Source organism: Pseudoalteromonas sp. 2CM28B, assembly GCF_023161935.1.
The window spans coordinates 211,096-235,756 of the sequence record NZ_JALNTH010000005.1 but is presented as its reverse complement, the minus strand read 5'-3'; the positions used below and the strand labels follow the sequence as shown (position 1 = coordinate 235,756).

22 protein-coding genes are annotated in these 24,661 nt (G+C 41.8%); 15 read left to right on the top strand and 7 right to left on the bottom strand.

What is annotated here, in order from left to right; all coding sequences use genetic code 11:
* Nucleotides 1–191 precede the first annotated feature (191 nt).
* The 10 genes from MTN96_RS09890 (at nucleotide 192) to speD (ending at nucleotide 11,892) form a co-directional block, all read left to right on the top strand.
* Nucleotides 192–1,181 (top strand): zinc-dependent alcohol dehydrogenase family protein, encoded by a 990-nt coding sequence (locus MTN96_RS09890; RefSeq protein ID WP_055255182.1) that lies wholly within the window; start codon nucleotides 192–194, stop codon nucleotides 1,179–1,181.
* 331 nt (nucleotides 1,182–1,512) lie between these two features.
* The gene (locus tag MTN96_RS09885; protein WP_248531413.1) at nucleotides 1,513–3,786 is read left to right on the top strand and encodes a bifunctional diguanylate cyclase/phosphodiesterase; all 2,274 of its coding nucleotides are present in this window, start codon (nucleotides 1,513–1,515) and stop codon (nucleotides 3,784–3,786) included.
* 128 nt (nucleotides 3,787–3,914) lie between these two features.
* A complete protein-coding gene (locus tag MTN96_RS09880; RefSeq protein WP_004588186.1) occupies nucleotides 3,915–4,496 on the top strand; it encodes an aminodeoxychorismate/anthranilate synthase component II in 582 nt (193 codons plus the stop codon).
* Between the two features lie 46 nt (nucleotides 4,497–4,542).
* Nucleotides 4,543–5,703: an HDOD domain-containing protein gene (locus tag MTN96_RS09875; RefSeq protein WP_138685754.1), complete on the top strand. Its 1,161-nt coding sequence runs from the start codon at nucleotides 4,543–4,545 to the stop codon at nucleotides 5,701–5,703.
* A 444-nt stretch (nucleotides 5,704–6,147) separates the two neighbouring features.
* On the top strand, nucleotides 6,148–7,353 hold the full coding sequence (locus MTN96_RS09870; protein WP_004588188.1) for an aspartate aminotransferase family protein: 1,206 nt from the start codon (nucleotides 6,148–6,150) through the stop codon (nucleotides 7,351–7,353).
* 84 nt (nucleotides 7,354–7,437) lie between these two features.
* Nucleotides 7,438–8,454, top strand: coding sequence for an arginine N-succinyltransferase (astA, locus tag MTN96_RS09865; protein ID WP_004588189.1), 1,017 nt, complete (start codon nucleotides 7,438–7,440; stop codon nucleotides 8,452–8,454).
* 16 nt (nucleotides 8,455–8,470) lie between these two features.
* Nucleotides 8,471–9,940, top strand: coding sequence for a succinylglutamate-semialdehyde dehydrogenase (astD, locus tag MTN96_RS09860; protein WP_024032035.1), 1,470 nt, complete (start codon nucleotides 8,471–8,473; stop codon nucleotides 9,938–9,940).
* 140 nt (nucleotides 9,941–10,080) lie between these two features.
* Nucleotides 10,081–10,428 (top strand): DUF3802 family protein, encoded by a 348-nt coding sequence (locus MTN96_RS09855; RefSeq protein ID WP_004588191.1) that lies wholly within the window; start codon nucleotides 10,081–10,083, stop codon nucleotides 10,426–10,428.
* 149 nt (nucleotides 10,429–10,577) lie between these two features.
* Complete coding sequence (locus tag MTN96_RS09850; protein ID WP_004588192.1) at nucleotides 10,578–10,991, top strand: OsmC family protein; 414 nt, start codon at nucleotides 10,578–10,580, stop codon at nucleotides 10,989–10,991.
* A gap of 88 nt (nucleotides 10,992–11,079) precedes the next feature.
* Nucleotides 11,080–11,892: an adenosylmethionine decarboxylase gene (gene speD / locus MTN96_RS09845; protein WP_004588193.1), complete on the top strand. Its 813-nt coding sequence runs from the start codon at nucleotides 11,080–11,082 to the stop codon at nucleotides 11,890–11,892.
* Between the two features lie 83 nt (nucleotides 11,893–11,975).
* Here speD and MTN96_RS09840 read toward each other — a convergent pair whose 3' ends face one another.
* Entirely contained in the window at nucleotides 11,976–13,247 is a 1,272-nt protein-coding gene (locus MTN96_RS09840; protein ID WP_004588194.1) for an aromatic amino acid transport family protein, read from the bottom strand.
* 428 nt (nucleotides 13,248–13,675) lie between these two features.
* Between MTN96_RS09840 and MTN96_RS09835 the strand changes: the two genes are divergently transcribed.
* The 3 genes from MTN96_RS09835 (at nucleotide 13,676) to MTN96_RS09825 (ending at nucleotide 15,526) form a co-directional block, all read left to right on the top strand.
* Nucleotides 13,676–14,473, top strand: coding sequence for an alpha/beta hydrolase (locus MTN96_RS09835; RefSeq protein WP_308200606.1), 798 nt, complete (start codon nucleotides 13,676–13,678; stop codon nucleotides 14,471–14,473).
* Nucleotides 14,474–14,764: 291 nt separating this feature from the next.
* Nucleotides 14,765–15,127, top strand: a complete 363-nt coding sequence (locus MTN96_RS09830) for a hypothetical protein (RefSeq protein ID WP_024032037.1) — start codon at nucleotides 14,765–14,767, stop codon at nucleotides 15,125–15,127.
* 117 nt (nucleotides 15,128–15,244) lie between these two features.
* The gene (locus MTN96_RS09825; protein ID WP_024032038.1) at nucleotides 15,245–15,526 is read left to right on the top strand and encodes a hypothetical protein; all 282 of its coding nucleotides are present in this window, start codon (nucleotides 15,245–15,247) and stop codon (nucleotides 15,524–15,526) included.
* A gap of 239 nt (nucleotides 15,527–15,765) precedes the next feature.
* Here MTN96_RS09825 and cysQ read toward each other — a convergent pair whose 3' ends face one another.
* The 6 genes from cysQ to cysG are packed head-to-tail and all read right to left on the bottom strand — an operon-like array spanning nucleotide 15,766 to nucleotide 22,727.
* A complete protein-coding gene (gene cysQ, locus MTN96_RS09820) occupies nucleotides 15,766–16,536 on the bottom strand; it encodes a 3'(2'),5'-bisphosphate nucleotidase CysQ (RefSeq protein ID WP_248531396.1) in 771 nt (256 codons plus the stop codon).
* Between the two features lie 5 nt (nucleotides 16,537–16,541).
* Nucleotides 16,542–17,138, bottom strand: coding sequence for an adenylyl-sulfate kinase (gene cysC / locus MTN96_RS09815; protein WP_248531394.1), 597 nt, complete (start codon nucleotides 17,136–17,138; stop codon nucleotides 16,542–16,544).
* Nucleotides 17,139–17,171: 33 nt separating this feature from the next.
* Nucleotides 17,172–18,896, bottom strand: a complete 1,725-nt coding sequence (locus MTN96_RS09810) for an SLC13 family permease (RefSeq protein WP_004588197.1) — start codon at nucleotides 18,894–18,896, stop codon at nucleotides 17,172–17,174.
* 31 nt (nucleotides 18,897–18,927) lie between these two features.
* Nucleotides 18,928–20,352 (bottom strand): sulfate adenylyltransferase subunit CysN, encoded by a 1,425-nt coding sequence (cysN, locus tag MTN96_RS09805; RefSeq protein ID WP_024032042.1) that lies wholly within the window; start codon nucleotides 20,350–20,352, stop codon nucleotides 18,928–18,930.
* A complete protein-coding gene (cysD, locus tag MTN96_RS09800; protein ID WP_004588199.1) occupies nucleotides 20,352–21,251 on the bottom strand; it encodes a sulfate adenylyltransferase subunit CysD in 900 nt (299 codons plus the stop codon). Before cysD ends, cysN begins: the two co-directional genes overlap by 1 nt.
* A 48-nt stretch (nucleotides 21,252–21,299) precedes the next feature.
* Nucleotides 21,300–22,727, bottom strand: a complete 1,428-nt coding sequence (gene cysG / locus MTN96_RS09795) for a siroheme synthase CysG (RefSeq protein WP_024032043.1) — start codon at nucleotides 22,725–22,727, stop codon at nucleotides 21,300–21,302.
* Between the two features lie 281 nt (nucleotides 22,728–23,008).
* Here cysG and deoC point away from each other — a divergent pair, with 281 nt between their 5' ends.
* Nucleotides 23,009–23,752, top strand: coding sequence for a deoxyribose-phosphate aldolase (gene deoC, locus MTN96_RS09790; RefSeq protein ID WP_248531392.1), 744 nt, complete (start codon nucleotides 23,009–23,011; stop codon nucleotides 23,750–23,752).
* 13 nt (nucleotides 23,753–23,765) lie between these two features.
* Entirely contained in the window at nucleotides 23,766–24,614 is an 849-nt protein-coding gene (locus MTN96_RS09785; protein WP_029774147.1) for an SPFH domain-containing protein, read from the top strand.
* The last annotated feature ends 47 nt before the right edge of the window (nucleotides 24,615–24,661 follow it).

Here is a 24,661-nt window from a genome sequence, read left to right as displayed (position 1 = left end):
TAGCGCAGCGACTGGGTAGCATTTTGTTTAATGCCTACTTTTAAACAGTGATAGAGTGATTTTTAAACTCTATTATAAATATTATTTTGAAACTGATTGTATGTTTAGCCTTATTATCATTTGTAAAGGGTGTGTCTACAATGAAGCTTCATTACACAATTACTTATCAACAGATAACAGAGGCAATACCCATGAAAGCAATGACAATTAATAATTTTGGTGGCACTGAAGAGTTTGTAGCAGCTGAGGTTGCAAAACCACAAGTAACAGCAGGTAATGTGTTAGTTCGTATTGCCGCAACAAGCGTAAATACAATTGATATGATGATTCGTCAAATGGGTGCTGACTTACCCTTTGCTCCAAAGCTACCGGGCATTTTAGGGATGGACTTTGCAGGCACCGTTGAAGCTGTTGGCGAAGGTGTAACAGAATTTGCAGTAGGCGACGAAATTTACGGTTGTGCTGGTGGACTAGGCGATTTACCAGGTGCACTTGCTGAGTTTATTCTTGCTGATAAGCGCTTAATTGCTCACAAACCTAAAAACCTAAGCATGAAAGAAGCAGCCGCTATTCCACTTGTAGGTATTACAGCACTTGAAGGCTTAACACGTGCAAGTGTAAGTGCAGGCCAAAAAGTATTAGTACACGGCGGCGCAGGTGGTGTAGGCCATTTAGCAGTACAACTAGCCAAGCATTTTGGCGCTGATGTTTACTCAACTGGCGGTAACGCAGAGCAACTAGCACTAATAGAAAGCTTTGGCGCTACAGGCATAAACTTTAAAGACGAAACCGTAGAGCAGTACGTTGAAAAACACACAAGCAACGTTGGTTTTGACATGGTATTTGACACCGTAGGTGGTGGTAACCTGACTAACTCATTTGCTGCAGCAAAGCTAAATGCACAGGTATCTACAACGCTTTCTTTATTAGAAGTAGATTTAAGCCCTGTACACTTTAAAGGGTTATCGTTAAACGTAATCTTTATGCTTATTCCAATGATCCACGACTTTAACCGTCAAGACCACGGCGACAAACTTACTAAACTGGCACAAATTGTTGAAGCAGGCGGTATGCGCCCAGTACTTGATGAGCAAGACTTTAGTTTAGAAGAAGCAGCTAAAGCGCATGACCGCTTAGCAAGTGGCCAAGCTATGGGTAAAGTTGTTATTTCTGTACAATAAATTATACCAATCCGCATAATGAAGTGATCTATTTTGAGGATGGAAAAGCGTGTTGATAGCAAGGCAAAAAATTCGCTATTTAGTTGCTCTAAATGAGAATTTTTTAACGTAGATAGCGACACGTTTAGCCCCTGAAAATGATTAAGTATTATTGCGGATTGGTATCATTAAGGCCGGCATTCTCGCCGGCCTCTTTCTTTTTTATGCCCGCCTGATTAACGTTTGCGCACCCTTTTTTATAACCAAATATAAACAATAGTGCTTTTATTAATCGTATATAATTACGCTTTAAAATGAGTTGTTAATATTTTAGGGTCAGATCAAGCGTTATATGAAAATATTCACTAATAAATTTGCCAGTAAAGCTAAGCAGTTTTATATCGGTATTGTGCTGGTAGGCTGTGTACTGTCTGCGATGGTTTATTATCAGGCAGAAACCATTAAGCGCACCTCATCGACCTTAATGGAACAACAAATTCCGGCGCTACGCGATATTCGATTAATCGAAACCTACCTAGTAAAGCAAGAGCGCTTATTATATGAGTATTACGCAACGAGTAAGCGTGAACTTTATTTAATCGACTTTTTAGAAAACCATGTACGTATACTTGCGCTAATAAAAAACCTAGATCAAAACCACAGCACATTAGCGCTAGAAAGCAGCTTAAGTGATGAGTTTAAAAGTGGTTTAGACTTAGCACTTAAATTACACGAAAACTTATCAAGCAGCCGCACTAGTTGGGATTTAGCCAGAGAGCAACTAGAGCAACTCACCGAACTGCAAGCCCAAGTGATGGGGCACTTAACAAATGCAGAAACGGTTATTTCAAATGCGGTTGATAGCGGCTACAAAGACACCGAAAGCAACCTGCACACCACAGTCAATATTGTGTTTTTGTTTACGTTTGCCATAGTGTTGGTAAGCATTTATACAGGGCGTTACGCATCTAAATTTATAAAGCTTAGTGCCCGTAACGAACGTTTAGCGCTATTTCCAACGCGCAACCCTAACCCAATTGTGAGTTTAAGCGCCAACCTTGAGCTTAACTACTGTAACCCTGCCGCTATTGCTATGCATAAAGCGTATGTAAGCGATAAACATAGCACGCCCATTGCATTACTAAGCCCTAATATAAAGCAGCAACTAACAGACACTAAGCAGTCGGCTAGTCATGTTGAGCGTTTTTATACACAGCTAGATAACCATTACCTCACTTACCAAATACATTGGCTGCAAGAAATAGATGCCTTTGATATACACATACGCGATGTAACAGAGCAATTTGAGGCAGAGCGCTCATTAGAGTATTTAGCCTTTCATCACCCGTATTCAAAGTTGCCAAACCAAGCCAGTTTAGAAACATACACCAATGAGCTAATTTCGCTTGAGCAGCCTTTTAGTTTAATGCTGATTGATGTAAGCCACTTTAAGCTATTGCTTGAGCAATATGGTTTATCGGGGGCTAACGAGTGTATAAATGCCTTTGCGATGCACTTATCGCGCAGCGCTAATAAATTTTCTCAGCAGCTAAAAAGTAAAAACAAACTGACCTTTTATCACATTGCCGATGCAAACTTTGTGGTTATTTATACCGAGCAAGATTGCTCAACAACCCTAGATGACTTACTCAAAGGCGTACAAAGCCGTTTAAGCCAAGCTATTAGCACACCGTACGGTGAAATGCGCATGAGCTTTAACTGCGGTGTAACACGCTACCCAACCAGTAATGACTATAAAACGCTTCTACTGCACGCCAATATTGCCTTAGAAGAGGCAGTTAAACGTAATATTCCCTACGCTCATTTTGATACCGAAAGCGGAGTTAAGCACGCCCAGCAGCTGCATATTGCTCGGCGCCTTGATACCGCCATTGAAAAGCAGCAGTTTGAGCTTTATTTTCAGCCTAAAATGCACCTTAAATCGCAAACCATAAACAGCTGCGAATGTTTAATTAGGTGGTTTGATGATGGGAAATTTGTCTCTCCGGCACAGTTTATTCCTATTGCCGAGCACAGCGGGTTTATATTGCCATTAGGCGAATGGATACTCGATAGTGCCTTTGCCCAAGCTAAAAAATGGCATCAGCAAAACTTAAATATCCGCTTGGCTATTAATATATCGGCAAGGCAATTTACACAACAAGACTTTGTGCAAAGCATAAAACAGCGGTTGGCGCACTTTAACGTGCCCGCGCATTTAATTGAGCTAGAAATTACCGAAACCGCCATTATGGACGATGAAGAGTTTGGTATTTCAGTACTGCAGGCGCTGAGTGCACTGGGTATTAGCTTATCAATTGATGACTTTGGTACGGGCTATTCGTCGCTGGGTTACTTACAGCGTTTTCCGGTTAATAAATTAAAAATAGATCAGTCGTTTGTGCGCAATATGGCCACAGACACACGCGATCAGGCTTTAGTACTGAGTATTTGCCAATTAGCTAAAAACTTAGGGCTTGATATTATCGCCGAAGGTGTAGAAGAGCATGCCCAACTTGAAAAACTAAAAGAGTATAACTGCGACCTAATTCAAGGGTACTTGTTAAGCCGGCCAATACCAGCAAACGAATTTGAAGCATTTTTAGCTAAAGGCGTAAGTTTTTAAGGCGTTTTGCTAATGTATGTTGGGTAATTATTAGTGATAGAATGGCCCTATAAAAGCTTCTATCGCTCATTTTACAAGCCACACATGTGAGCAAAGAGCACTACATTATTAAATAAGGTCGTTGTGTAATGCTGTTGATGATCGACAACTACGATTCGTTTACTTATAACCTAGTACAATACTTTCAGCGCTTAAACCAAGAGGTGCTGGTAAAGCGTAATGACGAAATATCTGTTGCGCAAATTAAGCAACTTAACCCCAAGCATATTGTTATTTCTCCGGGGCCTTGTACGCCAAACGAAGCGGGTGTGTCACTCAATGTCGTTGAGCAGCTAAAAGGCATTTACCCTATTTTGGGTATTTGCTTAGGGCATCAAACCATCGCGCAAGCGCTAGGGGGCAAGGTTATACGTGCTAAGCAAGTCATGCATGGTAAAACCTCACCTATTGTTCATAATAATAAGGGGGTATTTACCGGTTTAGAAAACCCGCTTACTGTGTGTCGTTATCACTCGCTGGTGGTAGAAAAACATAGTTTACCGAGTGAATTAGCCATTACCGCATGGAGCCAAACCGAGCAAGGTGAGTTTGACGAAATTATGGGGCTACTTCACACAGAGCTTGCTCTTGAAGGCGTGCAATTTCATCCCGAGGCTATTTTAACAACTCAAGGGCTCGAATTGCTTGCTAACTTTTTATCTCGCTTCTAACCTTACAGTAACCACCGAATGGTAATACTTATACTGAATGGACTTTATGACTGAACTTGCGTCGCAAAAGCGAATAGCCTCAATGCTTGACCAGCGTGCTCACGACTTGCTGCTTGGCCATAGTTTTGCACATCAACAAATTGGCTTTATTCATACGCTGGAAATTGATTATGGCGAACCAATGAAGCAACGCACTTTATTAGAAGTAGAAGTTGCCGCACAGCATAAACGCCAGCAAAGTAGCACCGCGCATCATAAGTACCGAGCACAAGCGAGTAAACAACTTCATAAAGTAATAGAAACAGCCATATTTAAGCAATTAGAAGATATGGATGCTGTTATTCAAAACACCATAGGCATAGAAGATAACGTTGCTACCATGCTAGATATACTGGCGGTTAAGTCGGCAAGTGTTGGGCGTTTAGAGCCATTGGTAAATGATTCTAGTTGGCTTGGCCGCGAATTAGTGTCATTGGTAAACCTGCCTTACTACCGAAAGCAGCGCAGCAAAAGTACCTCAGTTAAAGTAGACAGCCCCGCACTTGCACTGCGCTATATTGGCCTTGATAACTTACAATTGGTAATTCCTACTTTTGCTATGCGCCATTGGATGCCACACAGCACAGAGCCATTTCCATTATTAAAACGCCGCCTGCGCGATGCCGCCATGGCCAATGCAATTGCGGCGCAAAAAATTGCAGAGCTTAACGATGTAAACCCTGTACATGCGTTTACACTGGGCATGCTTATAGATGTTGGGCGTATTGCCTTAGTACGCTTGTACTTAAAAACCTTTGAACAGGTATGGCAACGCAAAGTGCAAATAGCACGTGAAGCACAGCAAAAAGATTTACACACGGCATTGATGGAGCTAAAGCCAGATCCCTTATTTTTAACCACGTTGTTAAGTAATAAGTCGCTTGAGTTAAGTGCTAAAGTTATTCGAAAAATGGCTTTTAAGTTTTTGCCGTTTAATCATGTTATGGCGCAACTTGTTCACGGCATTGAGCAAAGTAGTGATGTTTTCCCTATGAGTGAAGTCATGCTTAAAGCGCGATGCTATTCGCAGTATTTAAATCTAAAACAGCACCAACTTATTGAACAAGATGAAATGCAGGCATGGTTTTCGTATCATCAATTCACTAAAAATGAGCTAAAAGCCCTCGAAACAAGCAATTTTACCAACCTTGCTATTCAAATTGACTAAAAAGCAGCTTACTCGCTGGTCCTTATATCGGTAATTTGCCGCTGATGGCGGCAAATTTTCATTAACTATTGAATTTTTTGTTAATTTTTTTGCGACTATTCATTCATTAACATCTCCCCAAGCACACCTCGCTTTAAGCACTTAATGTAAGGCGCGACTCACTGCGCAGGCGCATAAGTATTAAAAAATGGCATTTATTTTCTATGCAGATAGTTATTCACTATCTATGAAATAATATCCCAAGGCCTTTATTTTAAAGGCCTGCATGAAAGTTTTTAACGAGACAGCACCACAAATATCTGAAATAATGAGCGCCTGAAAATTGAACCACAAGGCAGTTTTACGCTCAACCTTTTGCTATTTAGTGCGTAAATATCTTGGTTACATTTATAACCAAACACCTATTTTGATGTTTTGTGTTGCTCACAATTAAGAGGAAAAAAAATGACAGTCAATCGCGAATTATTTGATCACGTAATGGTTCCTAACTACGCGCCTTCAAGCGTTATTCCTGTTCGAGGCGAAGGCTCTCGCGTATGGGATCAACAAGGTAAAGAATTTATCGACTTTGCCGGTGGTATTGCTGTTAACTGTCTTGGCCATTGCCATCCTGCATTAGTAGGTGCATTAAAAGAGCAAGGCGAAAAAATTTGGCACCTATCAAACGTAATGACTAACGAGCCTGCGCTGCGTTTAGCTAAAAAAATGGTCGATGCGACCTTTGCTGAAAAAGTTTACTTTGCAAACTCAGGCGCAGAAGCAAACGAAGCTGCACTTAAATTAGCACGTCGTTTTGCACTTGATAAATTTGGTGCTGAAAAATCACAAATTATCTCATTTAACAAAGGCTTTCACGGTCGTACGTTCTTTACCGTAACCGTAGGCGGGCAAGCTGCATACTCAGATGGTTTTGGTCCTAAGCCAGGCGACATCGTACATTGTGATTACAATGACCTAGCTGCATTTGAAGCGCTAATTAGCGACAAAACATGTGCCGTAATGATGGAGCCACTGCAAGGTGAGGGCGGTATTATTTCGCCAACTGACGAATTTGCACAAGGCGTTCGTGAGCTATGTACTAAACACAATGCACTGCTTATTTTTGATGAAGTACAAACAGGTGTAGGCCGTACTGGTGAGCTATACGCATACCAAGGTTTAAACGTAGTGCCTGATATTTTAACGTCAGCTAAAGCACTTGGCGGCGGTTTCCCTATTGGCGCTATGCTAACTACTACTGAGATTGCACAGCACTTAAAAGTAGGGACTCATGGTTCTACTTACGGTGGTAACCCACTGGCGTGTGCAGTAGCAGAAGCCGCATTTGATACTGTAAATACCCCTGAAGTACTGGCGGGCGTAAAAGAAAAAGCAGCATTATTTAACGAGCTTCTTAACGCGGTAAACGAAAAATACAACGTATTTAGCGAAATTCGTGGCCAAGGTTTATTAATTGGTGCAGCCGTTAACGAGCAATACAAAGGCCGTGCTAAAGAGTTTTTAGTAGCAGCTACCGAGCAAGGGCTTATGTCGCTTGTAGCGGGTGCTGATGTAGTACGCTTTACGCCATCGTTAGTAATCACCGAAGCGGATATTCGCGAAGGTATGGCGCGTTTTGAAAAAGCAGTAGCAAGCGTAGTAAACGCTTAAGCGCGTTAAACCACCTTATTAAGGGCAAGCCTGCTTGCCCTGCATATTCTATTTACCGTTATTGATAAGGGAGCAAGCGGACTCATGATGATCCTTCGCCCAATCCAGCAAAATGATTACGCAGCGTTATTAAAAATTGCCCACGAATCGGGCCATGGTTTTACATCTTTGCCGTTAAACGAAGAGTTACTGCAAAAGAAAATTGACCATTCTGTAAGTTCATTTGCTAAACAAACGTCACAACCTGGTGACGAAGGCTACCTGTTTGTTCTTGAAGATACCGAAACCGGTGAAGTAGTCGGTACTTCAGCTATTGAAGCTGCAGTAGGGCTTGATGATGCGTTTTATCATTACCACTTAAGTAAAGTAATTCACTCATCACGCACGTTAGATGTATACAAAGCGGTTGATATTTTAACCCTATGTAACGACTACACCGGCGCGACAGAACTATGTACCTTATTTTTGAAAGATGGCTATCGTAAAAATTGTAACGGTAAACTTCTTTCAAAAGCGCGCTTTATGTTTATAAAACAACATGAGCAGCGTTTTGCACAAACAGTAATAGCAGAAATGCGCGGCGTGTCTGACGAAAACGGCAGCAGCCCGTTTTGGCAGTGGCTAGAAGAGCACTTTTTCTCAATGGACTTTCCTACCGCCGATTACCTAACAGGTATAGGACAAAAAGTGTTTATTGCTGAACTAATGCCAAAGTACCCAATTTACGTAAACTTGCTTAGCAAAGACGCTCAAGCGGTGATTGGTAAAGTACACGACAACACACGCCCAGCTATTGAGCTATTAAAAAATGAAGGATTTACCTTCAACGGTTACGTCGATATTTTTGATGCGGGCCCTACAGTAGAAGCAAAAGTAGATAACATTGCCACTATTCGTAATGCGAAAGACTTTAAAGTAGAAATAGGCGAAGCATCGGGCGATACCATGGTACTGCTTGCTAACGGCAAGTTAGAAGATTACCGTGCAACGGTTGCAGCGCTTAGCTTTGATGAGCGTGCAAGCAGCCTTATTTTATCGCAACAAATAGCCGATGCCCTACAGCTACAATCGGGCGACACCGTAAGCGCAACCCCAGTTTAATTAAGGAGAAAGTATAATGACTCATCCTGCACAATTTATTAATGGTCAGTGGTCACAAGGCCAAGGCAACGCATTTAACTCAGTAAACCCTGCAAATAACGACGTTATTTGGCAGGCATCTTCAGCGACTGCAGAGCAAGTAGATAGCGCGGTAAATTCGGCGCGCGAAGCATTTTACAGCTGGGCAGATAAAAGCTTTAGCGAGCGCCTAGAGATAGTTAAAACCTTTGCAGCAACACTTAAAGAGCACAGCGAAGAGCTTGCTGTAGCGATTGCCCAAGAAACCGGTAAGCCACTGTGGGAAACGCGTACAGAAGCGGGCGCAATGGTAGGTAAAATTGCCATTTCTGAAAAAGCATTTTTAGAGCGCACCGGCGACGTTGAAAACGCTATGCCAGTAGGGCGTGCAATGATCCGTCATAAACCACATGGTGTAGTTGCCGTATTTGGCCCATATAACTTCCCTGGGCACTTACCTAATGGCCACATTGTGCCAGCGCTTTTAGCCGGTAACACCGTGGTATTTAAGCCATCAGAGCTTACGCCAATGGTTGCTGAGCTTACGCTTAAACTATGGGAAAAAGCCGGTTTACCTGCCGGTGTAATTAACCTTGTTCAAGGTGAAGTAGAAACAGGTAAAGCCCTTGCTGCTCATAAAGGCATAGATGGTTTATTCTTTACGGGTTCTTCGCGCACTGGACATATTTTACATGAGCAGTTTGCGGGTCAACCGGGTAAAATTTTAGCGCTTGAAATGGGTGGCAATAACCCACTGATTATTAAAGATGTGGCAGATACTAAAGCCGCGGTACACGATATTATTCAATCGGCGTTTATTTCAAGCGGCCAACGTTGTACTTGTGCACGTAAAGTATTTTTACCTAAAGGCCAACAAGGCGATGACATTTTAGCGCGCCTTATCACTGCAACTAAAGCCATTAAAGTAGGCAACTACGATGATGAAGATCAGCCATTTATGGGCTCTATGATCTCATCTGCGGCTGCAGCAGGCATGGTAAAAGCACAAAACGAGCTGGTTGAGCTTGGCGGTGAAGTACTAGTAGAGCTTGAGCACACAGCCAATACTGGTTTTGTAACACCGGGTATTATTGAGTGTTCAGCAATTAGCGACTTCCCAGATGAAGAGCACTTTGGCCCATTATTAAAAGTGTTCCGCTTTGATGACTTTGACCACGCAATTGATAAAGCAAACGATACCAGCTTTGGTTTATCAGCAGGTTTATTAAGCGACAGCGAAGCCGACTACAATCACTTTTTACGTCGTATTCGTGCCGGTATTGTTAACTGGAACCGCCCAATTACAGGTGCATCAAGTGCAGCCCCATTTGGTGGAATTGGCGCATCAGGAAATCACAGAGCAAGCGCATATTATGCAGCCGACTACTGTGCATACCCTGTAGCATCGGTAGAACTTGAAAAAGTAACGATGCCAGCAACACTAAGCCCAGGCTTAAAAATAGATTAATTACTGTTCTATTTGTAGTTATAAAGAATGAGAAAAGCAGCTTAGGCTGCTTTTTTTGTATTGGTATCGCGCAAAGCTAGTAATTAGTGGCGCTTTCTGCTTAAATCTATGCAATTAGTTATTCAAAGGTGAAAATCACAATGGTTTTAGACAGGCAAGGGTACGATGACTTGATCATGTATCTAACTCAAAATTTAGCGTTATTTGAGAAGCCAGGCGAAATCAAACCCGGTGCCCCTACCGTTATGGAACTCATAGAAGACGTAATAGCGCATAACGTTATGCTAATTTGTGAACAACATACCAATCTTAATACCGAACAACGCAGCCAAATAGTGCGCGAGGTAGACGGTATTGTTTACGACTTACAAGAAGTACTAAGCAGCATAACCTCACAACCTGTTACGGTTGAACAACACGCATTTATAGATGAGTTTGCTGGGCTTATTAAAAACTTATTTGATAACGCGGTAACACAAACCTCTTAACGTTACCCGTTAACACAGCGCAGTATTACCTAATAACTGCGCTCCTATTACTTCTCGCCTTATTAATAACACCACTAAATTTAATCTCAGCGCTCACGTATCGTTGCAGATTGTTATACAATCAACAAAATTTTTTTAGAGATAAACACATGCAAGCAAATGTAAAATGGGTTGAAGGCGACACCTTTATTGGCCGTTCTAATTCTAATCACAATGTAGTTTTTGATGCCGGTAGCGACAGCGCTGCACCAAGTCCAATGGAAATGGTACTTATGTCGGTAGGTTGTTGCTCGTCGGTAGATGTTGTAAGTATTTTAAAAAAAGCCAAGCAAGATTTTTCTGATGTGCAAGTACAACTAAGCTCAGAGCGCGCCGAAACAGCACCTCGTGTATTTACTAAAATTAATTTACACTTTGTTGTTACAGGCAATAATGTCTCGGAAAAACACCTTGCGCGTGCGGTTTCGCTCTCTGCTGAAAAGTATTGTTCTGTTGCTTTAATGCTTGATAAAACAGTAGAAATTACCCACAGCCACGAAGTTGTGCAAGAACAGGTAAAATAACGCTTTTTCCGTGAGGAAAATTCGTATAAAATCCGCGAACTTTTCATTCTGCAGGTGCAGATTTCACTAATTTATAGGTTGGTTTATCATGAACAAACCCTTCGATAAACTTAAACTTCATGGCTTTAATAATTTAACCAAAAGTTTAAGCTTTAGTATTTACGACATTTGCTACGCAAAGACCGAGCAACAACGTAAAGAATATATTGAATATATCGACGAGCAGTACAGTGCAGATAGACTAACCGACATACTAGGTGATGTTGTTGATATTATTGGTGCTAACATTTTAAATGTGGCGCGCCAAGATTATGAACCACAAGGCGCAAGTGTGACTATTTTGGTTTCGGAAGAGCCGGTAGAAGAGCAGCAAAATTACGATGCTGACGAAGCGCCAGGCCCATTACCAGATTCCGTTGTTGCGCACCTAGATAAAAGCCACATTTGTGTACATACCTACCCAGAAGCGCACCCTGATGATGGTATCTGTACATTCCGTGCTGATATTGAAGTATCTACCTGTGGCATTATTTCGCCACTTAAAGCGTTAAACTTCTTAATTCATAGCCTTGAGTCAGACGTAGTAACCATTGACTACCGCGTACGTGGTTTTACCCGCGACGTAAACGGTGTTAAACACTACATTGACCATGCAATTAACTCGATTCAAAACTTCATGACAGAAGATACCAAAGAAGCGTACCAAATGATGGACGTGAACGTGTATCAAGAAAACCTGTTCCACACCAAAATGATGTTAAAAGAAACCGACTTAAACACTTACCTGTTCGGCCTATCTACTGATGAGCTGTCGGATGAGGAAGAAGAAGAAATTCGCTCTAAACTTACCCGCGAAATGCAGGAAATATTCTACGGTCGTAACCTACCAGACGCAGAATAAATTAGTTTAAAAGCAAGTTAGTTGTATTAAAAATGGCGCTCAGTGAGCGCCATTTTTTATGTGGGGCATTTATAGCAACTCGCTTAATTAAGCATGCTGTAAATAAGCGCACATACGGCCAGTGAGCCCACAGCAAGTACAAACAAGGTACTTAAACGGTTGCGGTATTTACTCAGCGCAGGCACTTTGTATACGGCAATCATTGGCATAATAAATAAAATCATCGCAATGATAGGGCCAGAGAGCTGATCCATCATGTCTAAAATGCTTGGGTTTTTAACCGCACAAAACCAAATAGCAAAAAACATAATGAGTACGCCAATTTTGTCGGCTACTTTTGCACTTAAGCTTGTTTGCTTAGTCACCAAACCGGTAAAGCTTTCGCGTGCACCTAAAAAGTGCCCTAAAAACGATGACGTAATCGCAATAAAGGCAACCAGCGGCCCAAGGGTCGCGATATACGAGTTACTGGTGATATTAGCAAGGTAAGATAAAATCGATACGTTAGCCGCTTTAGCAGCAGCCATTTGCTCGCTAGTAAGCGAAAGCACGCACGAAAATACAAACAGCAGTACAAATACAATAAGTAGTAAGCTAGTGCGCTTTAAAATAGCCTCAGCCTTATTAGTGGCCTGATTGCCATAATGCCCACGCTGCACGTTCACAAAGCTTGAAATAGCCGCCGCATGGCTAAACGAAAACACAATAATAGGAATAGATAACCACAGCGTTTTTGTAAAGCTGCCCGCCTCAGGTAGGCTCATATCAGGCATTTGCCAGCTAGGGATTAAATAGAGCGATAAGCAAAATAAAATACCTACAAGCGGATACACCAAAATAGCGAACGCGCGCAGCATTAAGCGCTCACCGCCCATCATTAGGCTAATCATACCGGCAACCAATACACCCGAAAGTAACACGCGAGAAGGTGACTCAAGGCCCATTTGGTTAACCATAAAGCTGTCAACGGTATTAGTTAAGCCTACGCCGTAAATAAGCAAAATGGGGAATATAGATAAAAAGTATAATAAAGAGATTAACCTGCCCGCTGTTACACCAAAGTGCTCTTCAACAACATCAGTAAAATCTGAATCTTTATTTTTAGACGACAACACAAAGCGGGCTAAGCCACGGTGTGCTAAAAAGGTCATTGGAAAGGCTAAACACGCCATAATAATAAGCGGCCAAAAACCACCTATACCAATGTTAATAGGTAAAAATAAAATACCCGCGCCAACGGCGGTACCAAAAAGGCTTAACGTCCACTGCGTATCGTGCAGATTCCATTTAGAAGTAGGTGTGTGTTCACCTGTTGTTGATGCATTTGAAAGCGTTGCATCTTGTGATGGTGTCATGTGTGTGCTCATCCATTATTTAAATAATAATCGCGCGCAAGAATATAGTTTTTAGCTAAAACTTTCATGTTTTGAGGGGTTTTGTAGACTAATTAATTAGACGCCGTTGCACCAAAAGTGTCATGAATACGAAACAGCGCTGTAAAAATAAACAAATACCTCAACCAGCACAGTTGTAGGTTGGGTAGAGCGAAGCGAAACCCAACACGTCATAGTGTCATTCGAGCGGTAAAGCCAAGTTAGGGGGTTGTAATAACGTGAAAATAGGGGAGGCCATTTTTATTGGTTTCAACTAAAAATCAAAGTTTGTTTATAAAATCTGTTAAGTAGAAGCCATTGCTTAGAACTTCATAAGAGATTTATTCTAAACTCCGTTATACTTCCTGCAATTAAATATGCCAAACGAAGTAAACAGGCCGCTAACTGCAATGAGCAAAGACATTCTTTTTCATACTACTTTTGCACACGAAACCAGTAAAGCGTGGGTTGTATTTGTCCATGGTGCAGGTGGTAGTTCGGCAATTTGGTTTCGACAGCTTAAAGCTTATAAAAAAGAATATAATGTGTTGTTGCTCGATCTTCGCGGTCACGGTAAATCGAATAACTTAGTGCAAAACTTTGTTGATAATAATTATTCGTTTAATAAGGTCTCTAAAGACATTATCGATGTGCTAGATCATAACAACATTCCCAGTGCACACTTTGTTGGTATTTCATTGGGCACCATTCTTATTCGCAATATTGCTGAAATTGCGCCGCAATATGTTTCTAGCATGGTGCTAGGTGGAGCGGTTACTCGGTTTAATACTCGCAGCAATACCTTGGTTTATTTAGGTAATACTTTTAAACACTTCTTGCCTTATATGTGGCTGTATCGCTTATTTGCTTTTATTATGATGCCGAAAAAGCGCCATAAAGAATCTCGACTTTTGTTTGTTCGTGAAGCAAAACGCTTATGCCAAAAAGAGTTTATAAAGTGGTTTAAACTAGCCATGGACGTAAATCCTTTAATGCAGTATTTCAAAGAAAAAGACATTGATATACCCATTCTTTACATTATGGGTAAGGAAGATCATATGTTCCTTGGGCCTGTTAAAGAAATGGTTAAACGCCATAAAAATAGCGTACTGCAAACTATTCACCATTGCGGCCATGTTTGCAACGTAGAGCGCCCTGATTTATTCAATCAGCATTCGCTTGCGTTTATCGCCCAGCAAAACCGATAAAGGTCGTAGCTCTTAAAAAGCGTTTAATCAATGGCAAGTGTTAAAAACGTATAATAGCCATCACTTGTTGATTGGAAACGGTCATTCTTTTGTCTTTATCCTTAAGCTAAAAACACTGTATTGCTTCATGCCACACTCTTTTACACATAGTAAAATACCTCGATTAATATAATTTTATAATTGGCAATCACTTACACAGTTTGTTACTAATAGATGTTCACAAAATAAGAACACGCTCATGTTAACTATAAGGGTGTAATTTGAGCAAGTTGCTAGAATGCAGGGAAGTGTGTGAGAACATTTTTAGTTTTAATAACATTACTTCTTAGTGGGTGTTCTCCAATTTGGAAGGAGCAACCTTATAAAGTGTATTACATTGACGGTACCAAAAGGTTAGGTTACAGCCTTGGTCAGGGCGCATATATTGGGCGACTGGATGAACCAATAAATATTAAGTCTAACGAGCAATATATTTCGGTTTATGCTTGTCCGCATAAAACTTGTGCTTTTTACTATATTGATAAAATCAAAGATAACAAGTTTGCTGAACACAAGGAGTTTGTTTATGGGCCATACACAAAAGCTCAATTTGCAGCAATAGCCAAAAAGTTAGGGTTACCGACTATAAATTCCATCGCTAACAACGCAATTTAATAAAGGTTAAAAACCTTACTTAGATTTTCACAGGCTTCAACACGTCCAAATATGTTAACTAAAACGACTATTAAAGTTTATAAATAAAGAACTTAAAGAAAAATAAAGGCAGTCAGTATGGATAAAAAGAAAGCCATTGTTATATTGCTCGGCATAGTATGGTTTATGTTAGGAGCTGCTTTTTTCATAGGTTTTGAGTCAGTAGAAAAGTTGTTGTTTTGTGTGTTTGTATTTTTCTTTTGTTATAGATATATCTATGCATTTATATTAAATAGAAGTATTTATGCACCATATACCGGTGAGGAAATTTCTCCTACTGAAGGTAATTTAATAAAGCGGCTCTTTATGCTGATTATAGGTATTGGTGCATGCACCTATTTTACTTTCTTTATTTCTTAAAAAGCATATTAGCCCAAAAGCCTGAACAACCCCTAAAAGAAAAGGTTATATTATCACTTGGTATGTTTATAACGTTGCTGTGTTCCAGTACGCTTTATCAATTGGTAGACAAGTTTTTTAGTGCGAAATAGCGAGGATGGTTAACGGGTACTTGTTGGGTTTCGTTCCACTCAACCCAACCTACGGTGTTTAGGTTTACATCGAGCTGCTCGTGGCTAACAGCTCGAAGCTCTTAGCTTTTATTCTTCCACCGCACTCACTACAAAATACGGATTCAAATACTCATCTTTGGTGTTATAAATAAGCGGGCTGCCATCGAGCTTGGTTACTTTAGCGCCGGCTATTTCAGCAATAGCATGGCCAGCACCCGTATCCCACTCACAGGTTGGGCCTAAGCGCGGGTAAATCTCGGCGCTGCCTTCGGCCACTAAACATAATTTTAGTGAGCTGCCTTTTGAGACCATTTCAACGTCGTCAAAGCGTTTTACAAACTCGGCTAAATCGGGTGATGGGTGTGAGCGGCTGCCAACCACGCGGATTAACCCTTTATTAGGTTTGGTGGTTACTTTAAGCTCAATACGCTCATCGCCTTTGTCTTTAAACGCGCCAATGTCGTTACTGGCTAAGTACGATACACCAAGCGCGGGCGCATCAACGACAGCAAGCACAGGTTTGCCGTTTTCGATTAGGGCTATATTTACGGTAAATTCGCCGTTCTTTTTAATAAACTCTTTAGTGCCGTCGATTGGGTCTACTAACCAGTAGCTTTTCCATGTTTGACGAATGTCCCAGCTTATATCAGCGCTTTCTTCGCTAAGTATAGGTGTGTCGGGGGTGAGCTGTTTTAGCCCTGTCACAATGACTTTATGAGCTGCTAAGTCGGCGTCGGTTACTGGGCTTTCATCGGCTTTGTATTCAACGTTAAAGTCCTTTTCGTAAATCCCCATTATGGCTTGGCCTGCTTTGCGGGCAAGGATGAGGGTTTCTTCTAGTAGCTCGGTTTGGTTCATTGGGGTTAACCTATAATATGCTTTTGTTTTAGATACGTTATCAGTTGTGTAACCGATTGGTCTAGGGTGTTTTTACTGGTATCTAAAATTATTTCTGGGTTGTTGGGTACTTCGTAGCTTGAGTCGATACCGGTAAAGTGTTTAATCTCACCTGCGCGGGCTTTTTTGTATAAGCCTTTAGGGTCGCGGCTTTCGCATACATCAAGCGGGGTATCTATAAATACTTCAATAAACTCGCCGTCATCTACTAGGCTGCGCACCATGTCGCGCTCTGCTCTAAATGGCGAGATAAACGCGGTAAGCACTAATAGGCCGGCATCGGTCATTAGTTTTGCGGTTTCGCCAACGCGGCGTATGTTTTCGATGCGGTCTTCGTCGCTAAAGCCAAGGTCTTTACATAAGCCGTGACGTACGTTGTCGCCATCAAGCAGGTAAGTGTGCGCACCTTGCTGATTAAGCGCCGCTTCTAGTGCGTTGGCTACGGTGCTTTTGCCAGAGCCAGAAAAACCGGTAAACCATAAAATGGCCGGTTTATGCTTTTTTTGCTCACTACGTTGTGCTTTTGTGGTTGCGTAGTTATGCCAAACAATATTTTTATCCATAGTGGTGTGTCTCTTATACTGTAAGCGCCCGTATTAAAAAGGAAATACGAGCGGGATCAAGGTTAATACCGTGATTGAATAAATAATAGAAAGGGGCAAGCCCATTGTTATGTAATCTTTTAAGCGGTAGTTACCCGCGCTGTAAACCATAAGGTTTGTTTGATACCCAAACGGCGATATAAAACTGGCTGATGCACCAAACGCTACCGCCATAATAAAGGGTAGTGGGTCTACATTAAAACCCACTGCTAGCGAGTAAGCCACAGGGAATGAAAGCGCTGCTGCGGCATTATTAGTAATAAGCTCGGTGAATAATACGGTCATTAAAAATATGGCGATAAACGCGCCATAAGGGCCAAAATCACCTAGTACCATAAATAGGGCATCTGATATTTGCCCGGCAAGCCCGGTTTCTATCATTAATTTAGCAAGCCCTATGGCACTACCTACAACGGCGAGTAGCTCAATTGGAAAGCGACGTTTTACTTCGCTCAGTTTAACTGTACCGCTAAGCAATAAGCCAATGAGTAACACCAGCAGGCCTTTAACTAAAGGAACTATACCTACAATGCTTAACCCTAACACGGCGGCAAAGCCTGCCAATACAATATTAGATTGTTTAGGTTTTAGATGTGTTTGTAAGTCAAACCCCGATATATACACAAATTCGCGGTTTAAATTAGGTAAAGAGTAAAAGTTTTTACCGGGAGCGAGTATTAAGGAGTCGCCGGCTTGCAATTGCACTTGCCCAAGGCCGCCTTGTAAGCGGTCATGCCCTCGGCGAATGGCAATAACAGCGGCATGAAACTGCTCTCTAAAACGTGCCTCTTTTACGGTTTTGCCAATAAACTTTGATGATTGGCTTACAACCACTTCAACTAAGTGTTCTATGTCTTTTTCGTGGTTGTCGTGCACCACTTTTAATCCGTCAAAGCGTCTTAATAAGGGGACCGATTTAATATCGCCAACAAACAGTAGTACATCGTTTTGTCTAATAATTTGCTGAGGTGTTACTGCGTATATGCGCTCATCGCCACGAATAATTTCGGCGAGAAATAAATCTTTTAAATCGCGTAGGCCGTTTTCTTCTACGGTGCGGCCAATAAGTTTAGAGCCTGCCTGCACTTTTCCCTCTAAGTAAAAGGGAATAACCTCTTGTGTGTTTTTGCCGTTGTCGGGCAGGTATTTGAGCATCACTAAAATAGTAATGAGGCCCACACTTAATGCGCCAATGCCCACTAAGGTAAAATCAAAAAAGCCCAGTGGCGCCATGCCTGCATCTACGGCAAAACCGTTCACTATTAAATTGGTTGATGTACCAATAAGTGTAATGGTGCCGCCTAATATAGCGGTGTACGACAGCGGTAATAGTAGCTTTGAGGGTGAATGATTTGGGTTGTCTTTTATGGCGGTGATAAGCGATGCCACAACCGCGGTATTGTTAGTAAATGACGATAAAAACGCGGTTGATAAACCAAGCTTTGTTACCGACTTTACTAAGCTCCCTTTAGATAACGATTGGGAAAGCTGTTGTATGAGTGTGGTTTTTTCAATAGCGATTGAAACCAGCACTAATAATACGAGGGTAATGAGCGACGGGTTTGCGTAGTTTACTAACATGCTCTCAAGGTCAATCAGGCCTGTTAAATAACCCGTACCAATAGCACTTACAAATAACCATGCTGGATTAATGCGGGTGCCAAAAAGGCACCCAACTAAGGTAAGCATAATGCCTGTTAAAACGAGCTGCTCTACCATGCTTTTATATTCCTAACAGACATTTTTATACTTAAAGTTTTGAAATATCAAGCGCTTGCCAATGTGGGAAGTGCTTGCGTACTAAGCTATTAAACTCAATTTCAAAGTCGCTGAAATCGCTGTTTTGTTTTTCGCTTTTTAGTACTTGCTCAATCATACCTGCGGCAACCGTTAAGTTAGATAAACGGTCGATAAGGATAAATGAGCCAGTTTCGTGGTTGTTGTGATACTCGTCAGCTAATATTGTTTCGCTTAGTTCAAGCGTGACAATGGCAATTTCGTTTAGCTGAAGTGAATCGGCTGTGCCGTGCTCTAAAGTGTTTACATCAATAGTGTGGTCAATCTTTTTAACCACGGCTGATGTATTTTTGCTACCTAGTTTAATGTTGTAGCTTTTACCTAGTACCAGCGGCTCTTCGTGCATCCACACAAGTTTAGCTTGTATAAGATTAGTAACCGTTGCACTTGAGCTTTGCGGCACAATGACATCGCCGCGGCTAATATCAATTTCGCTATTTAGGGTAACGGTAATTGCTTGGCCGGCCTCTGCGTGATCTAGGTTGCCATTAAAGGTCACAATTTCTTTAATGCTTGATGTTTTACCCGACGGTAATACTTTTATTGCATCGCCAACTTGTAATTTACCTGATGCCAATGTGCCCTGAAAACCACGGAAGTTTAAGTTAGGGCGCACTACATATTGCACAGGTAAGCGAGCTTCAAAGCCGGTATCGGTTTCGGCCGCTGGTGAGTCTTCTAAAAGCTCAAGCAATGGCTTGTCGGTGTAATACGGCGTATGAGCAGAGCGGGTTACTACGTTATCGCCTTTAAGCGCCGACATAGGCACAAACTTAATGTTTGATACGTTAAGTTGCTCAGCAAATTTAAGGTAGTCGGCTTTGATTTTTTCATAAACGGTTTCGTCAAAATCAACGATATCCATTTTATTAATCGCTACCACAAACTGTTTAATACCTAGCGAGTCACAAATAAAGCTATGTCGCTTAGTTTGTACTTGCACACCGTAGCGAGCATCAACCAAAATAATGGCTACATCGCTTGTTGATGCGCCTGTTACCATGTTGCGTGTGTATTGCTCATGCCCTGGGGTGTCGGCAATAATAAATTTACGCTTAGCCGTTGAAAAATAACGGTACGCTACATCAATAGTAATGCCTTGCTCGCGCTCAGCTTGTAGGCCATCTACTAGTAGCGCTAAGTCTAGCTCTTCGCCTGCGTTACCTACTTTTTCGTTATCTTTATGAAGAGCAGCTAGCTGATCTTCATAAATTTGGTGGCTGTCGTGCAGTAGGCGGCCAATCAGTGTTGATTTACCGTCATCTACGCTGCCACAGGTAAGCATACGCAATAAGCTTTTATCTTGTTGGCGTGCTAGGTAGGCGTCTATGCCAATCTCTTTTACTTCGTTAATGGTGTCGTTAGTATTGGTAGACATTAGAAATACCCCTCACGTTTTTTCTTCTCCATTGAGCCTGCTGAGTCGTGATCTATTACACGGCCTTCACGTTCAGATGACGTAGATAGCAGCATTTCTTCAATAATTTCTGTTAGGTTACTGGCTGTAGATTCAACTGCACCGGTAAGTGGGTAACAGCCTAAAGTACGAAAACGTACCGACTTCATTTGTGGTACTTCGCCCTCAGCAAGTGGCATGCGCTCATCGTCAACCATAATTAAGGTCCCGTCGCGCTCTACTACTGGGCGCTCTTTCGCTAAATAAAGCGGAACCATTTCAATGTTTTCTTGGTAAATGTATTGCCAAATATCAAGTTCAGTCCAGTTAGACAGTGGGAATACACGAATGCTCTCACCTGGGTTAACTTGGCTGTTGTAAGTATTCCAAAGCTCTGGGCGTTGGTTTTTAGGGTCCCAGCGGTGGTGTTTATCGCGGAACGAGTAAACACGCTCTTTAGCGCGAGACTTTTCTTCATCGCGGCGTGCGCCACCAAATGCAGCATCAAAGCCGTATTTATCTAGCGCTTGCTTTAAGCCTTGGGTTTTCATTATGTCGGTATGTTTACCCGAGCCATGCTCAAACGGGCTAATACCCATTGCCATGCCTTCTGGGTTTTTGTGTACCAGCAGGTCAAAACCGTATTCTTTTGCAAGGCGATCGCGAAACTCAATCATTTCACGAAACTTCCAGTTGGTGTCTACGTGTAATAACGGAAACGGAATTTTTGCAGGGTAAAATGCTTTACGCGCTAAGTGCAAAAGTACCGATGAATCTTTACCAATAGAGTAAAGCATTACTGGGTTCTCAAACTCAGCGGCGACTTCGCGCATGATTTTGATACTTTCAGCTTCAAGTTGCTGAAGGTGAGTTAAAGCCATTGTTAGTCGTCCTACTAAAATGATTAAAAGTGATTAAGTAAAATATAATTATGTATTTGATACGCCGGTTAGCGGCTGAGCAAAGCTACTGGTTTGCTCGTTTTGGCCAAACCACGCAAGCTGCGAGTGCAGGGCGGCTACTTCGCCAATAATAAGTAATGCTGGCGATACCACACTGTTGCGCTCTATTAAATCTGCAAGCTCACCTAATTGCCCCGTAACAACACGCTGGTTTTTACGCGTGCCGTTTTCGATTATGGCAACTGGCGTATTAGCGCTGCGGCCATGTTTTAAAAGCTGAGCCTGTATATGTGGCGATTTAATAACGCCCATATAAATAGCTAAAGTTTGATGCGCTTTAGCAAGCGATTGCCAATCGAGTTCTTGGCCATCTTTTTTACAATGCCCTGTTACAAACTGGATGGCTTGTGCGTGGTCGCGGTGAGTAAGCGGAATACCCGCATACGCGCTACAACCAGCGGCGGCAGTTATACCCGGTACTATTTGATAATTAACGTTATTGGCAGCCAGTACTTGTACTTCTTCGCCACCACGGCCGTAAATAAAGGGGTCGCCGCCTTTAATGCGGCATACTTTTTTGCCTTGCTTGGCAAAATCAACCAGCATTTGGTTGGTATCTTCTTGCGCTACACTGTGATCGCCCATACGCTTGCCTACACAGACTAAATCGGCATCACGGCGTACTAATTCCATAATTTCATCAGACACTAAATAGTCGTATACAACGACATCGGCTTGCTGCATTAACTGCAATGCTTTAAGTGTTAAAAGCTCAGGGTCGCCTGGGCCTGCACCCACTACATACACTTCGCCTTCTGGCTCGGCTTTAGCATCAAGCATTTGCTCTAGTTGTGCTTGTGCTGCATCGGTATTACCCGTTTGCACTTTGCTTACGACTGATGAATCAAACACGCCTTCCCAAAATTGGCGACGATCGGCAAAGTGCTTAAAGCGCTGTTTTACTTTGTCTCTAAAACTGCCAACTAAAGTAGCCAGTGGGCCAATGTGTTGTGGGATTAACGTTTCGAGCTTTTCACGTAGTCGCCGAGCAAGTACTGGCGCGGTGCCTGCACTTGAAATAGCTATGGTTATTGGGTCACGGTCTACAATTGATGGGAATATAAACGTACATTTAGGTTGGTCATCAACCACATTTACAAATACATTGCGTGCGTTAGCTAGCTCAAATACATTGTTGTTTACTTCGTCTAAGTCTGTGGCTGCTATAACCAGCATTTTGCCATCAAGGTGCGACTCATCAAAATAGGCATCAATAAGCGTTACTTCATTGTTTTGTGCATGTTCTTTTAGTTCATCACAAAACCAAGGTGCCACTAAGGTTACATTTGCGCGGGCTTTTAAAAACGCGCGACATTTGCGTAATGCGACCTCTCCACCGCCAACAACCAGCACGGGTTTGTTGTCGAGTTTGGTAAAGATAGGTAAATACTGCACGTGGTTAACACCTCTAAATAAAATCTAAAATAAAACGCTATTGAGCAGGGGGCAGAATATAGCGCGCACTAGTAAGTAAAAAATAATTAAAACCAAGTTTATATAACCAAAAGTTATAATGGGTGGTTGTTTTAGGTTTAAGCCTTAATCTATAGGGGATTAACGCGCATTACACGCAAAATAATGTGCTTATAGTGTTTGGTTATGAGCTATAGCGAGATTACGTTAATTTGTTACTATGGCGCTAAACCTAATTTATCGCCTACTTAAAGGGATTACGTATGACTGAACAACACAACGATGCACACTTAGCTGTGTCGCTTATGGATTTAACAAGCCTAAACACCTCAGACACGGCCAGTGATATTCAGCAGCTTGTAAATAGTATTAACCCTAAATTGGGCACACCTGCTGCAGTATGCGTTTACAGTGATTTTGTAGATGATGCAAAAATAGCATTGGCTGCGCGTGAGCTTAACCATGTAAAAGTAGCAACGGTTACAAATTTTCCTAGTGGTGATGCGCCACTGAGCGATGTGATAAACGAAACACTGATAGCAATTGAGCGCGGCGCGGATGAAATAGATTTAGTGATCCCGTATAAAGCGCTTATTGCTGGCGAGCACAGCAAAGTGCTGGAGTATGTAACTCAAAGTAAAAAAGCCTGTGGTACAAGAGCGCAATTAAAAGTAATTATAGAAAGTGGCGAACTTAAAACTGCAGAGCTAATCACTAAAGCTACAAACTTGGCTATTCAAGGCGGGGCTGATTTTGTAAAAACCAGCACAGGTAAAGTGGCAATAAATGCAACGCTTGACGCAACAAACGTGATGCTCAGCGCTATTAAACAATCGGGTAAGGTTGTTGGTTTTAAAGCCGCAGGCGGAGTTAAAACTGTTATTGATGCAAAGGAGTATTTAGCACTGACACGCTCAATTATGGGTGATGACTACTTACAGGCCACTACATTTAGGTTTGGCGCATCAAGCTTACTAAGTGATGTATATAAAGTATTAGAAAAATAACCAAGGACATATAATGAAACCAAGAAATTCAGGGATGCAAAACCTGGTCAATAACCTTGTTAAAGGTGCCATTTTGGCCGGTGTTGTAGGGTTTGGCTTAACTGCATGTACTAACCCAAGCACGCCTGCAGGTGAAGAAGGGTATGTGTACGAAAAACCAAGAATATTTGGCGAAGGGGGCTACCAAGGCACCATGAAAGGACCTGCTAACTATGGTGTTTCTTTACTTCGTAATGAAGTGGTAAATATTGATATGCGACCTAATACGTATACTGAAACATTCAGAATTCTTGCTAATGATGATTTAAATATAAAATTTGATTTTCATGCAGTAATAGGGATTCAAAGTGGCTCGGTAAAAACAGTTGTAGAAGAGTATGGCGCTGAGAACTGGTATAAACGCTTTGTGCGTGAAACGTTTAGAACCTATGTGCGTGACATTGTGCAAAAGTACGACAGTGGTGAGCTGAAAACAAACCGCGAACAAATAGCGCAAGAAGTTAGTTTGCGTTTACAAACTTATTTATCATCAACGCCCTTTAAATTAGCAAATGTAGTAGTGGGAGATATTAATTACCCAGCCATTGTCGCAAATGCTGTAGAGAAAAAGCTTGCCGCGCAGCAGTTACTAGCAGAGAAAGAAACACAAAAAGAAATAGCACGCAAAGATGCTGAAATAAGAGTGGAAGAAGCAAAAGGTATTGCCCAAGCTCAAAAAATAATTAACGCAACGCTTACTGCAAATTATTTACAACATGAAGCTATAAACGCGCAGGCAAAAATGGCTGAGTCGCCAAACCATACAACGGTTTATATTCCAGTTGGTAATAATGGCGTGCCGCTAGTAAAAGGGGCTAATTAAGCCTTTTTATTATTAAGGACTTAATAGTTTATCGAGATTTTGCAATG